General features: G+C 34.4%; 13 protein-coding genes. All 13 read right to left on the bottom strand.

From position 1 onward, the window contains the following. Positions 1–13 precede the first annotated feature (13 nt). The 13 genes from FHG67_RS13875 to FHG67_RS13935 all read right to left on the bottom strand — a co-directional run bounded on the left by FHG67_RS13875 (position 14) and on the right by FHG67_RS13935 (position 13,186). Positions 14–1,042, bottom strand: coding sequence for a Gfo/Idh/MocA family protein (locus FHG67_RS13875; RefSeq protein ID WP_004498100.1), 1,029 nt, complete (start codon positions 1,040–1,042; stop codon positions 14–16). Further along, a complete protein-coding gene (kdsB, locus tag FHG67_RS13880; protein ID WP_004498101.1) occupies positions 1,039–1,800 on the bottom strand; it encodes a 3-deoxy-manno-octulosonate cytidylyltransferase in 762 nt (253 codons plus the stop codon). Before kdsB ends, FHG67_RS13875 begins: the two co-directional genes overlap by 4 nt. A gap of 35 nt (positions 1,801–1,835) precedes the next feature. Then, positions 1,836–2,591 carry an HpcH/HpaI aldolase family protein gene (locus FHG67_RS13885; protein WP_002623102.1) on the bottom strand — a complete coding sequence of 252 codons (756 nt, stop codon included), beginning with the start codon at positions 2,589–2,591 and terminating at the stop codon, positions 1,836–1,838. 5 nt (positions 2,592–2,596) lie between these two features. Further along, the gene (locus FHG67_RS13890) at positions 2,597–3,232 is read right to left on the bottom strand and encodes an SIS domain-containing protein (protein ID WP_004498097.1); all 636 of its coding nucleotides are present in this window, start codon (positions 3,230–3,232) and stop codon (positions 2,597–2,599) included. 23 nt (positions 3,233–3,255) lie between these two features. Then, positions 3,256–4,128, bottom strand: a complete 873-nt coding sequence (locus tag FHG67_RS13895) for an FkbM family methyltransferase (protein ID WP_142499825.1) — start codon at positions 4,126–4,128, stop codon at positions 3,256–3,258. Positions 4,129–4,158: 30 nt separating this feature from the next. After that, positions 4,159–4,818, bottom strand: a complete 660-nt coding sequence (gene pgl, locus FHG67_RS13900) for a 6-phosphogluconolactonase (protein WP_004498102.1) — start codon at positions 4,816–4,818, stop codon at positions 4,159–4,161. Between the two features lie 17 nt (positions 4,819–4,835). After that, positions 4,836–6,614, bottom strand: a complete 1,779-nt coding sequence (locus FHG67_RS13905) for an LIC12162 family transferase (protein ID WP_142499826.1) — start codon at positions 6,612–6,614, stop codon at positions 4,836–4,838. 24 nt (positions 6,615–6,638) lie between these two features. Further along, positions 6,639–7,694, bottom strand: a complete 1,056-nt coding sequence (locus FHG67_RS13910; protein ID WP_142499922.1) for a putative sugar O-methyltransferase — start codon at positions 7,692–7,694, stop codon at positions 6,639–6,641. Positions 7,695–7,767: 73 nt separating this feature from the next. Then, the gene (locus tag FHG67_RS13915) at positions 7,768–9,474 is read right to left on the bottom strand and encodes an ATP-binding cassette domain-containing protein (protein ID WP_004494776.1); all 1,707 of its coding nucleotides are present in this window, start codon (positions 9,472–9,474) and stop codon (positions 7,768–7,770) included. Positions 9,475–9,476: 2 nt separating this feature from the next. Further along, positions 9,477–10,682 (bottom strand): DegT/DnrJ/EryC1/StrS family aminotransferase, encoded by a 1,206-nt coding sequence (locus tag FHG67_RS13920; RefSeq protein ID WP_004494858.1) that lies wholly within the window; start codon positions 10,680–10,682, stop codon positions 9,477–9,479. A 5-nt stretch (positions 10,683–10,687) separates the two neighbouring features. Next, positions 10,688–11,371, bottom strand: coding sequence for a WbqC family protein (locus FHG67_RS13925; protein WP_004494801.1), 684 nt, complete (start codon positions 11,369–11,371; stop codon positions 10,688–10,690). Continuing rightward, positions 11,368–12,333, bottom strand: coding sequence for a glycosyl transferase family 28 (locus FHG67_RS13930; protein WP_142499827.1), 966 nt, complete (start codon positions 12,331–12,333; stop codon positions 11,368–11,370). The genes FHG67_RS13925 and FHG67_RS13930 overlap by 4 nt, the downstream gene beginning before the upstream one ends. 4 nt (positions 12,334–12,337) lie before the next feature. Continuing rightward, positions 12,338–13,186 carry an N-acetylneuraminate synthase family protein gene (locus tag FHG67_RS13935; RefSeq protein ID WP_002556586.1) on the bottom strand — a complete coding sequence of 283 codons (849 nt, stop codon included), beginning with the start codon at positions 13,184–13,186 and terminating at the stop codon, positions 12,338–12,340. Between the last annotated feature and the right edge of the window lies 1 nt (position 13,187).

Below are 13,187 nucleotides of genomic sequence, written 5' to 3' on the forward strand. Positions count from 1 at the left end.
AATGAAAAAGAGATTAAAATTCGATTTGATACCTTTCTCTCCAAACAGGATCTGCATGGTAAATTTGATATACTAGTTTCATAGTTTGATACGCATCCAAACTGGAACCGGTTCGTATCGACTCGTCTTTTAAGATATGATCTGTGAATTCGTTGATTTCATCTCTCCAAGAATTATCTTCCAAATAATTAATCGTTTCCATTCTTGGATTTCCACCTGACTCCAAATCCTTAGGATAAATGGTTAACGTCTCTTGCCCATACGATTTCGAACCGGAAAGAATTCCCGAAAGCACAAGACTACCTTCTCCCATATTAATCTGTAGATTAAATCTATGTCGCCATTCGGTTGCCGTAGATTGAAACTGAACAATCACTCCAGATTCAGACTTCATCAAAGCAAACGCATTATCTTCTACATCTAAATTCCAATAACTATTGGAAACATAACTTTTGATTTCGCTCATTTCCCCTGCAAAAAGACGAATCAAATCCACCATATGAATTCCTTGGTCCAAAAGAATTCCACCACCCGCAATTTCACGGTTGGCCCTCCATCCATCTGCAACATTTACAATAGCAGACTTTCCGTAAATTCCTCGAATGTTAATAACTTTTCCCATCTTACCGGAAGCTACAATTTTTAAAGCCTCTCGAATGGAATCATGATACCTGTGATTGAATCCGTATTTTAATTTTAGAGACGGGAATTGTCTTTCAACTTCACGAACTTCACTTATTTCTTGAACATTTCTACCGGGTGGTTTTTCACAAAAAACATGTAGTCCTTTTTTTAAGCCAAGAATCGTAGCCTCGGCCGCCACATCGTTGGTCAAACAGACAAACAGTATATCCAATTCTTCTTTTTGAATTAAATCTTGAAATTTTTGATAAACATTTAAATTCTCAAATGCGTTTCTTCCGTCCTGTAAACTCTTATCACAAATTGCAGTAACCATTAAATTAGGATTTTGTTTTATATATTGGTGCCTGCGTTTTCCTACGACCCCATATCCTGTAATACCAACTTTAAGCTTCTTCATACTGATGATAAATACTTCGATAGCAACAAGTCCGTTTTAAAGACAGACTCTACTCTGGAAACGTCTCCTGGAACATCCACTCCAATCATAATTCCTTCAGTAAGAACCATTCTCACCTTATAGCCATGTTCTACCGCACGATTCATATCTACAGATTCAATAATTTCCAGAGGTGTTGGCGCAAGGGCGGCAAACGTTTGCAAAAAATCATTTCGAAACGCAATCACTCCTAGTTGCTTGAGCTTTAAATAATCCTCATTCGGATATTTTTTTCTAGACGGAATCGGTTCTCTCGAAGCGTAAAGTAGATCCCAATTTTTATCCACTACGACTTTAGGAGCATTCGGACTTTGAAACTCTTCTTCATCTACAATTTTTGTAACTAAATTTGTACAATAAATTGAAGAGTCGTTTAACATCGGTTTGACTAAATCATCCAGCATCGCTGGTAAAATCAAGGGCTCGTCTCCTTGGACGACGATAACGATATCTCCTTTTACGTAGAGAGCTGCCTCTGCAACCCGGTCAATACAACCCCTATGAACATCCGAAGTCATCACAGCTTTTCCGCCAAAAGATTCTACTCTTTGTTTGATAATTTCGTCGCAGGTAGCTACAACTACCTCATCAACGGAAGAAGACATTTCTACCCTACGTCTGACGTGTTCTATCATTTCTAATCCAGAGATCTTGACCAACGGTTTATCTGGAAACCTGGAAGATGCCATTCTCGCCGGCAAAACAGCAATCGTTTTCATATTTTATTCCAAAATTAGTAATTAATAATTTTAAACTATTTTAATTCTTCAAAATTCAAACTAGCTTGCGTATTTAACATAATCGCGTCGGTCGAATACACTATAAACTTTTTGCCACTTCGAATTTCATCTTTTACTTTTTGAAAGTCCGCCTGGATCACATGCGTGCCAAGAGGAATTCCATTCCGTTCTGCTGCCTTATGAAGTTCTCCAATTGCGTGTAAAAAATCAGGATGTTCAAATTGGCCTGTCAATCCCATTGAACCGGACAAATCGTAGGGACCGATCATCATGACATCGATTCCTTTTACGGAAAGTATCGAATCAATTTGTTGGATCGCTTTGATATTTTCGATTTGAATGACGCGTATTAAGTTCGAATTGATCTCTTTCGAATAAGAGTCAAAGTATTTTCCGAACAAATTCGCATTCGAATAACCCACTCCCCTTGTTCCATTCGGAGGATAACTACTCCATTTTAGAAAATCCTGCACCTGTTCAGCAGTTTCGATCATAGGAACGATAATCCCTCTAGCCCCTGCGTCTAAAGCTTGTTTGATATCTTTCGGATGGTTTTGAGCTACCCTTGCAAAAGGTAAAGCTCCGTTCTTACTGATGGCTCTAAAAAGATCCGGGAGAAGATTTAAACTAAAAGCACCGTGTTCTAAATCCAAAGTAATCCAATCAAAACCGGCGCTTCCTAAAATTTCCGCGATCGAAGTATTTGGAATTTGCATCCAGGATCCAACTGTAAACTTTCCGGACTTTAGTTTCTCTTTTACGGAATTCATATATATTATTTTTCTAATAGAACGGCGAATTCATAGAGCAAATGATGAATGACTTCATGAACTCCTTCCACGATTCCATACTTCCCTTTTTCAGAAGGGATAAATAAGACCATATCGGCGATTTTTAAAGCCTGCCCCCCGTCAAATCCGACCATTGCGATGGTTTTTGCTCCTTTTTCTTTAGCGAATAACAATGCATTAATCACATTGGGACTATTCCCAGAGCTGGAAATGCCGAATGCGATGTCCCCGGAATTGATAAAGTTTTCCATTTGTCCAACAAAAACTCCGTCATATCCGTGCGTATAAGTTCCTGGATAATTTCCAAGAATAAATGGTTCCTTGCCGTCATTTGCTTGTGCGGTCAACCACGCAGCGTTATCCAATCCAAAAACTTTATAGTATTTCTGATCTTTACGTACGGAGTTTTTAGTTCCTTTGCCAAAATCACAGGCTAAATGAGACGCAATCCCATGACTTCCTCCATTGCCGAAGAAAAATATGTTCTTAGCGTTTTCTTTTGCCTCATACAAAGTAACCGCAACCTGTGCAATCGCATCTAAATCCAAATTTTGAATCGCTTCGATGGATTCTTGTTGAAACGATTTGGAGAAAGCTTTAGCCTTTTCTAATAGATTCATAACTTTATTTACCTTTTTTAGAATTAACTGCTAAAACAAAATACGCGGTGACACTCAATGTCTTCGAACCAAATTTGATTGTACGTATTTTGAAATGAACCTGTATTCGAAACTGCGGAACCTTTTTTATTTTTTAAAACGAAACCTGCTGTTTCTAAGATGGTTCGACTCATTTCATATTGTTCATTAAAATCCTCGTTGACCTCGACGAGGATTTCTTTGACTTTCTTGAGAATTTTCTTTCCGCCTTTCAAGATAATATGCTCGATTCCGTCCACATCTATTTTGATATAATCAGGCGCGGGAATACTCAATTCGTGAATTGCATTCTCCATCGATAGGCCAATCAAAGCGTATTCGAAAACTCGGTCCAAAGGCTTACCGTCATGACCAAACAATTCTCCGAAAGAAGAAAGAGCGCCTCCCCATTCCATACTTGTCATCTGTAGCTTATTGATTGAAAGTCGATCTGACAAAGGCAAAGGAACGATAACGACTTGATCCGAGACACGATTTAAAAAGGTGTTCCTTGCAAGCAGTTCTAAGTTAAAAACGGAAGGTTCGAAGGAGAAAACCTTTGCATTTTTTTGTTTTGCTGCATAGATGGAATATAAACCGACATTTGCTCCTATATCCCAAAACACAGCGCTTTCCGCAATTTGATCAATCCACTCCAACGTATCTGGCTCCTTAATGGAAAACGTCGTTGCCCTAAATCGATTCAGGTCATTCGGTGCAGTAAAGAACATCTTTCCTTTGTGATCTACTTCGATCACATGATTCATCAAATTATGGATGACAACTTCCAAAATAAATCTTCCAATTGATGCTTTTCTCAAGAGGAAAATAATAAAAGAAGCTACTTTAATAATATAATTTTTGACAATCCTTTTCATTTAAAAATCCTTTCTATTTAACGAAAACGGTCAGTCGTAAAAATAACAGAGTTCAATTGACTTTTTAGGAAAAAGAGAAGTGACTGGTAAAGTTTCGCCCATCTTTATTCTTTCAATAATTTCCTTTTTCTTTCTTCCTTTTGCGATAATTAAAATACAATCTGATGAATTAATTTTTCTTAAAGATAAACTGATTCTTTCTTTTGGAGATTTAGGAGAATCGTAAATTTCAATTGTATCTTTTTCTTCAGACAAATCCATACCTGGAAATAAACTCGCAATGTGACCATCCTCACCTAAACCCAAAAGGACCAAATCAAAAGAAGGAATTAATTGAATAGATTTTGAATATTCCAAAGCACCTTTTTTTGCTCCAAGATAACCCGGAATCATAAAGATTTGTTTCTCATTCACAGGCAGAAATTCGAACAGATTTTTTTGAACCATTAGACTATTCAAATCGACGTGGTTTTCCGGCACACATCGCTCATCTCCGAAATAAAAAAACCACTTTGACCAATCTGTTTTCAAATGTTTTAATTCTCCGTAAAGTAACTGAGCAGTTTCCCCTCCTGTGAGCACAACATGGAAAGCATTTTTGATCCGAATCCGTTCCTCTGAAATTTCTTTTATCCTATTCAAACAATGAGTAAGAAATTCCTTTTCATTAGAAAATTCAACTATTTGCATTAGAATGTGCAAAAGATCTAAAAAGCGGGGTGAAGCAACTGATCACTAAATGATTTCCAAGCAACAAACCAATTTTCATTAACTCTACCGTATTCAGATAGGAAATCTTGTATTCTATTTTGAACTTCTTCAGAAGCCCACCAATCCTCAATTTTATGATAATTTTCATTTAAAAATCGGACAGCAGAAAAAGAATCCTCGTGATAAATGCCGACTTCTTTTAAACTCATTAAATAAGGTTTAAATTTAGCGGAATACCCAAACATTTCTTCTTTAAAATATAAAATAGTTGGTATATTTAAGGCAAAAGACTCCATATAGGAAGTCGCAAGATGGTCAACCACAACCAACCTTGCTTTAAGAATTCGAGAAAAAATATCTTCATTTATAGAAGAAATAGTTTTAGGTAAACTATCCTCTCTCTTTAAATATTCTAAATTGTTCCATCCAAATTGGATTGATGCACGAAATACAAAATCTTTACTTACTTCTTCGGATAAATTCGCAATAAAGTTAGCTTGCTCTTTTAGATAAGAGAACTGTAATTCTGGTCTAAGTGTACTATGCAAACGAAGAAAATATGCAAAATGTTCTGTAGAAATATATAAAATCTGTTTTTTTTGTCTATAATCGACATTCATTTTTCTAAGATTTACTAAATGAGGTGATGGCAAAAATGTAAGTTTGCTTGAATTCTTAGAAGCCCAGCCCCACGAAATAAACCCATCACTGGATTCATACTCAATCTTCTCATGAGGAAAAACTAAATATTGCTCATACCCTCCGCCATGTTGAACCGAATACCATTTTCCATTTTTACCAGAGGTATATCTAGAAATTAAATCTGCTTTTTTAGAATTGTATATATCAAATCCAATCCATATACCTTCTTCCGCAAAGGAAGGTTCTTTCGTAAATACTAATTCTGGTATATGTTTGATTATGTTCTCAGAAACGCAATTTTCGAATTCGTTATTAGAAACAAAATAATCAGAGAAATTAATTCTTTTATGAGTATTAATAGAGTTAAATTCTTTTTTCCGTATTTTTATTTTCCTCAATATAACAGACCAGAATCTCTGAATCGAAAAGCTTTTAAGTGAAAGTCTAATTTTATAAAAAAAAGATACTCCTTTACATTCCCCAAAAAAAAGACCAAAAAAAACCAAAAAAAATTGATAATTCAAAAAAAAATGTATTTTAGATTTTAGAGTTTGCTTTTGCTTTCGAAAAACTCGGAAAAGTTCGACACTTTCTTTTTTAAGAACGATCGAAGGAGGTTTTAAAAAGTTCAGTAATTCTGAATAAATAATTAAATTATATTCATGCTCTTTTAGTTGTTCTAAAGAATCTTCACAGCTTTTCGGACGAAAATCAACCTTGCTGTGATCAGTCATCACAATAGAAACAGTTAAAGGGCCCTCTTTCTTTATACTTTTTATATTCAAATAACGATCATAATAAGAGCATAACCAATGAACAAGCCAATAGGAAACTCGAATTCTCCAAAACTTTTCAGACTCTTGCAAGCCACAAAAATCGTTCAGATACTTGCTTAGAGCTTTAATGATTCTATCATGTAACTTAGATATATAAATCCAATGTAGCTCAACATCCTTCCAATCTTTATAAGGCGAAGAAGCCATTTTAAAATCATCTTGTTCAAAAAATTTACGAAATTGATTACGACTAAAACACCAAGGACCCAAATATAAGGCATTTTTTTCCTCATTCTCGGCTTTCGGCCAAAGATCAGGATGTCCGGTAAGAACTAGTAAACGGGAACTTTCTTTCATTCAACAATATTATTAAAATCTTATTTATTTGCGTTTCCAAAAGGAATCACTGTACCCAGTTAACGTTCCAAATGGGGTAAGTGATTTTTCGATTTTTACAAGTTTGAATTTTTTCAAATTATTTTGATAATCTTTTAAAGTGGTTGCTTTCAAGACCCCGTGTTCACCCTTTTTTACGGCCTCCTCCTTGCCTTCCATTGTCTGCTGTAAAAAAATAGCCTTAGCAGATTCGTTTACAATGCTAAGATAGTTGGAAACAACATCAGGTTCCATTTCTTGAAAACTCGCGGCGTTCCAAAACAAATCGATTTTCATATTTTTTAAAATTGGGAATTTCCAATTCCCAAAAAAATAAATCTTTCCTTTTTTCGAAAAATCAATTGTTTCCATATCCAACGTTTCTTTAAAAGTCACCACATCCTTAGGAAAAACAGAAGACAGATAACTTTCTGAAACATAAAGCTGCGGTGGAATATCAAATAATAAAAAAATAATATCCGGATATAACTTTTTCAAAACCTCAACTTGTTTACCCGACCCACACCCTAATTCTGTAATAACTTTAACTTTTGAGAAGTCCAGATTTTTCTGACAAAATAAATAACGAAGATAATAATATAAAATAGTTAAAGTATAATTTTTGCCATCTACGATAAATGCATCTTCCGGATTTCCAATTAAAGAAGCTGAGAAAGAACTGAGAGGTTTCGCTTTTGAAGCTTTTGCGAGTAAATTCACTCTCTCATATAAAATCTCCTTTAATTCCATAAAGTTAATATTATAGGGCGGTATGATCGGAAAATACTGATTGAGTTTCTTATTTAAAAAAGAAATAACTGAATCCCAAAAAGGAAGAGCTCTCACATACCGATTATTAAAATATTTATTACTTTTTAGATCAATTTGGCCATATTTAAAATCTAAATCCGTTGCTCCAAATGTTTCTAAAATTGAGTATTTTCTTTTACGAAAATCTTTCAGGCCAATTTTGTTCAGTTCTTTGATAAAAACTTGCTGATGTAAATACCAATAATTAGTCGGTTTATAAATATCAGGAGCTTTTTCTAACTCTCCTAACATTAGCTTTAAGATTTCAGGTCTATCAGTAATTTGCATTTTTACCTACATATAACGATTATAATTTATTCTTTATTCAAAATTCTATGATCGAATCCGCATACTTTAATGTTTCTTTTCTATGAGTCACATAAATTAATCCAATCTGGCCCTTAAGCTTGGCCAAATTTTCCATAAATTGCTGCTCCGTAGACGCATCCAACGCAGAAGTAGGTTCGTCCATTAAGATAAAATCAAATTTACCGAGCAGAACTCTTGCAATTGAAATCCTTTGTTTTTGACCACCAGATAAATTTGCACCGCTTTGAAATAACTCTTCATGGATGTTACGTGTAGAAATGAATTCTTTTGCTTGAGACAACACTAACGCATCTTCCAACTCTTCCTCGGAAACACCTACATCAAGTCCCCATATTAAATTTTCATAAATAGATCCGTTTAAGATTAAATTCTCCTGGGTGAGATATCCAAGTCTTTTATGAATTTCTTTAATATCATAAGATCCTAATGAAACTTGATTTATTTTAACTTTGCCAGAAAGCGGCTTTAAAATTCCGCTAATTAAATCTAATAGAGTCGATTTTCCTGCACCTGTCTGGCCAGTAATCGCATAAAACTTCCCTTTCTCAAATTCATAATTGAAATTTTTAAGAAGTGAACTCTCCGAACTATATCCAAATTCGACATTATCTAGCGAAATATTTTTAATTTCGTTATTATCCAAAGAAACAGATGGAGCTTGCTTTTCTCCGTATTCAGAAGCAGAAACAGTATCCAACATCGACTCAATCGCAATCCTAGAAACTGAGGAATGAACAGCCCTATTTATATTATCGGTAAGAAGTTTTACCTCTGGTAAAGTACGTATTAAGATTGCAAAAATTACGGTCAAATTCTCTAAAGGTGTTTGAAATGCTACAACACTTAAATAAATAATAAGTGCAAAAGTGATTACTATCAGAACCTCTGAAAATCTAGCCGTAAAATCCGAAAGAATCATTGATTTAAAATAAAACTTAGGAAGAGAAACAATATATCGATCTAAATAAGAAAGAACCTTATTTTCATTGGAACTTGTTTTGATGTACTTAAAGGCTTTCGCTATTTCTATTAAATTAGAATTATATAATGAAAACTCTTTTACATTTTTTTGTCCTAGTGCCATTATAATTTTATAAAAAGGAAAAAATACAAGGGAATTTAAAGCTACTAGCCCAACGGTTACAGAAATTACTTTCCAATCCACCAAAAGCGAAAACAATAGAAAAAAGATAATATTAATCAAGTTAGCCAAAATCATAAAATCATACTTTATTAAAACTTTATAATTTTCTATCTCTCGAGCCCCTATGCTGACAAATTCTCCGTGATTTAATTTCGAAAGAGCACCCCAAGATGAATTTAAAACTTTTTGAAAAAAATCTCTTCGTAGCTTTATATCTAATTTTCTTAAGAAATTATGTTGATAGTACTGAGCAAAAAGTAAAAATATTGAGGAAAGGATTACAGAAATTATAATTCCTAAGATTACATTAGTTAGATTCAACTGAATGTCAAAAAAAGTAAAGACTGACTCAATCTTATTGAGTATCGGATTTTGTTCTTTATTTTGAGAATGGTTTAAAGCCATCATTGTAGCCGGATAGATAAGACCAAACCCGATTAATTGAACACTACCAGAAAGTAATATTCCCAATAAAAAGATAAACGAGCTGATCGGATGCTTTTGAACAAGATAGAAAAATTCTAATAAAATCTGTTTATAATTCGCTTTTTGAATCATTTCTATTTTTTAAAATATCCGAATACTTTTTTAATTCCACTTACGACATCTTCAATATCCTGTGTCGACATACTTGTAGACAATGGAATCGAAAAGATCCTCTTGGAAATCATTTCACAATTAGGAAAATTACTTGGGACGAGGCCATACTTCTCTTTATAGAACTGTTGTTCATAGATAGCTCGATAATGGGTCGCTACACCAATATTTTCTTGGATCAAGGCGGTCATGATTTCTTCTCTATTTCCCTTTAAAACTTCCGGGTTAATCAAGATTGGAAAAATATGCCAAGTGCATAAGTCTCCTTCATTTTGTTCAATCAATGCATGAGGCAATTTAAGACCATTTTCGTCAGCCAAACGCTCAAAATAAGTCTCTGCGATCGCTTTTCTTTTTTTAGTAAATATTTCTAATTTTTTTAACTGTTCAATCGCCATTGCAGCATTCATATCAGGCATATTATATTTATATCCAGGAACTACTATATCATAATGAATTTGCGAATTTTTTGAATAACGCTGCCAAGCACCTCTACTCATTCCATGGAGTCCGTAAATACGGATTTTCTCTGCAAGCTCATCACTATTCGTAGTCAGGACTCCTCCTTCCCCTGCAGCAATATTTTTCGTTACGTACAAACTAAATGAAGTAAGATTCTGGCCATCTCCGATCAAAGTCCCCTTATACTTTGCACCAATTGCATGTGCTGCATCTTCAATAACAACTAAGTTATATTCCTTTGCAATCGCGTTAATTTCATCCATTTGACAGGGGGAACCTGCATAATGAACCGGCATGATAGCTTTAGTCTTAGGTGTAATTTTGGATTTGATAGATTGAGGATCTATATGAAAACTTTTAGGTAATAAGTCTGCCAAAATTGGTTTAGCACCTACATGCTCTATCACATTTACTGTCGCACCAAAGGTCATAGGGGTAGTGATTACTTCATCACCTGGACCTATATTATGAGCAATTAAACTAAGATGAAGCAAAGCAGTACAACTATTTGCAGCTACAGCATGTTTTGCACCGGTGTAGTTCTTAATATCGGCCTCAAATTTTTGTACATTCGGCCCTGTACTGAGCCAGCCAGTTTTTATGCAATTGACGACCGCCTGAATCTCTTCATCTCCGATATCAGGAGCACCGTAGACTAAAAAGGATTTACGAACCGGCTCCCCGCCGTGAATGGCAAGTTTAGACATTTGTTTTATTCCTTAAATATATATTTACGGCTTTCAAAACCGCAGTTAAATAAAAGATCTAATATACTGACATTACCTACAAAATCACCATATAACTGAGGATAACTCGGATAATCATATTCTTGGTAGAGTAAAGTAATATGGTCTTTTTCAAAATTTTCAGGAACAATATAGCTTTTAGCACTTGGCCCGGAAATGTAGGTTGTAATTCCTACTTCTTTGCAAATACTGATTAATTTTTCCTGTCGCTGCCCTTCATTAAAGATTTCTGATGAACGAATGAATTTCGTATTTAATCCCAAATATTTTGAAATCCACTCAACAGATACGATATCCAAATTAGAAAGATTATCAATTTTTCCGGAATATAAGATTTCTAATAATTCATTAAATTCTTTAAAAAAAGGTGCCTTTGAATAATTGCGGGTAATTGCATTTAGATGTTTTTCATACCATTTCGAAGAGTTATCGATTTCTACCTCGTGGATCAATTGGCCAAATTTACTAGTTTGAAATACTGGAATTGTCAACCATTGGAGACCTGTTTGTGTTTTTATTTGATTTCGATTTCTCCAATCTCTGGTTGTATATTGAACGTCATCTAAAAATACGAAAACGTCTGCTTTACCAATTAACTCGAAATAACCTCTCCAAGGGATGTAGTTTGGTTGGAGTATGACACCGATCATTTGTTTACCACGGATTCTATTATATTAATTACTCTGTTCAAACCCAATCCATCGACTAATCTAACTCCCGCTAGACTATATTGTTCTCTTTTTCTCGAATCTTTGATCAATTCTTCTAATGAAGATTGAATATCTCTATCTTCTATTTCATCAAAAACCCCAAGTAACTTAAACATCTCTGAATTTCCAATTGCTTGAGCAGTCTCTTTCTGATGTTTATATTGACAAATCACAATGCACGGAATTCCTTCTGACAAACTTTGAAAAAAAGTCAGCCCACCTGCAACCACTGCGATATCTGATCCGGCCAAGATTTCGTTAAAATTTTTGGGGTTTTCAAAAAGTCGAACGCGAGAATCTTTTTTTATAAACTCTAGAATATCATCTTTTGGAAAAGAGGAACCTATCACTAAATTAATTTTAAAGTCACCCACAACTTTGGATAAAATTTGAAGAACTCGTTTGGAAATTCTTCCAAAATCGTATCCTCCAAAGGATAAAAATATTTCCTGGACAGTTTTTTTTTTGGTAAATCTCAATGGATTTGGAATAACCGTATATTTCAAACCATCGTATTTCCCTCTTCGATCAATGAGCACGGGATTGATTGGAAAATGAGACAACAGTTTTGAGTCGTCAAAATGATCAAAAGTTAAAATCGGAACCTTCTTAAAAACAAACGGCTCCAAAATGGATTTAGAATATTCGTATAAATCTATTACCGCAAAAGCAGGATTAATCTCATTTAATAAAAAATCGACTCGATTATCCTGAATTAAATAGAGATCATATCCACGCTTTCGAATTTCCTGATGGCCTGGACGAAAATCTTCCTGATCCTCAGATATAAATATAATTTTATATTTAGCTTTCAGTTGATCTGCGATCAAACACGACCTATAAATATGCCCCATTGCTATATCCGGTCTAGTCCCTCCATCCACCCGAAATGCAATTACCATTTTTTTACTTTCTTCTAAGACTATCTCTATATTCTATTTCTTCTTGTTCGGAAGCTTGCGGTTCTAACTTTCCATGCCCAAGAATTTTACGAATGCGTTCTGCCTCTGTAACTAATTTAGCAAGTTCCTTAGGTTCCGCAGAGATTTCCCAATCGATTCCTTGTAGAGTTCGATCGACAGTATAATGTTTTTCGATAATCTCTGCCCCGCTTGCAACTGCAAACAAAGGGACTTCAATTCCCTTACTATGATCCGAATATCCAATCGGAAATTCGTATTTAGATTTTAAAGTCTGAATAGCGGATAAATTTGCATCTACTTCATTCATTGGGTAAGAGGATACGCAATGCAATAGAATAAAAGGGGATTTCTTTTTCTTAAAAATAGATACCGCAGCTTCTATTTCAGAAACGGACGCCGTTCCGCGCGAAAGAATTACAAGCAAACCTGAATTGGCAGCAGCCTCTAATAATGTTATATTACAAATATCACAAGAAGCTATCTTTAAAATTTCAACTCCGATTTCTTTGAGCATATTTAAATTTGGAACATCAAATGGTGTAGCAAAAAAAAGAATATCTTTCTTTTGTGCCCTTTCTTTTAATAATAAAAATTCTTTTTTTCCAAATTCTGCTGGTTTGACTAAGCTTATAGCTTCTTTATTTTCACCAAATCGTTCTTCACTGTTGTAAGCTTGAAATTTTATCGCACTTACTTTTGCGTCTGCCGCTTCATCAATCATTCGTAAGGCAAGATTTAAATCTCCACCATGATTCAAACCAGCTTCTGCTATAATAAAAACAGGATTATTACCACCTATTTTAATATTTCCTAAAGTAATTTCTTGACTCATA

The organism is Leptospira weilii (genome assembly GCF_006874765.1).
Taxonomy (GTDB): Bacteria; Spirochaetota; Leptospiria; order Leptospirales; family Leptospiraceae; genus Leptospira; species Leptospira weilii.

Bases quoted from the DNA above. Each gene is read 5' to 3' on its own strand.
- FHG67_RS13895 (WP_142499825.1), bottom strand. From the start codon at position 4,128: ATGAAAAGGATTGTCAAAAATTATATTATTAAAGTAGCTTCTTTTATT.
- FHG67_RS13920 (WP_004494858.1), bottom strand. From the start codon at position 10,682: ATGTCTAAACTTGCCATTCACGGCGGGGAGCCGGTTCGTAAATCCTTT.
- FHG67_RS13875 (WP_004498100.1), bottom strand. From the start codon at position 1,042: ATGAAGAAGCTTAAAGTTGGTATTACAGGATATGGGGTCGTAGGAAAA.
- FHG67_RS13930 (WP_142499827.1), bottom strand. From the start codon at position 12,333: ATGGTAATTGCATTTCGGGTGGATGGAGGGACTAGACCGGATATAGCA.
- FHG67_RS13885 (WP_002623102.1), bottom strand. From the start codon at position 2,591: ATGAATTCCGTAAAAGAGAAACTAAAGTCCGGAAAGTTTACAGTTGGA.
- FHG67_RS13905 (WP_142499826.1), bottom strand. From the start codon at position 6,614: ATGAAAGAAAGTTCCCGTTTACTAGTTCTTACCGGACATCCTGATCTT.
- FHG67_RS13915 (WP_004494776.1), bottom strand. From the start codon at position 9,474: ATGATTCAAAAAGCGAATTATAAACAGATTTTATTAGAATTTTTCTAT.
- FHG67_RS13890 (WP_004498097.1), bottom strand. From the start codon at position 3,232: ATGAATCTATTAGAAAAGGCTAAAGCTTTCTCCAAATCGTTTCAACAA.
- FHG67_RS13910 (WP_142499922.1), bottom strand. From the start codon at position 7,694: ATGTTAGGAGAGTTAGAAAAAGCTCCTGATATTTATAAACCGACTAAT.
- pgl (WP_004498102.1), bottom strand. From the start codon at position 4,818: ATGCAAATAGTTGAATTTTCTAATGAAAAGGAATTTCTTACTCATTGT.
- FHG67_RS13935 (WP_002556586.1), bottom strand. From the start codon at position 13,186: ATGAGTCAAGAAATTACTTTAGGAAATATTAAAATAGGTGGTAATAAT.
- kdsB (WP_004498101.1), bottom strand. From the start codon at position 1,800: ATGAAAACGATTGCTGTTTTGCCGGCGAGAATGGCATCTTCCAGGTTT.
- FHG67_RS13925 (WP_004494801.1), bottom strand. From the start codon at position 11,371: ATGATCGGTGTCATACTCCAACCAAACTACATCCCTTGGAGAGGTTAT.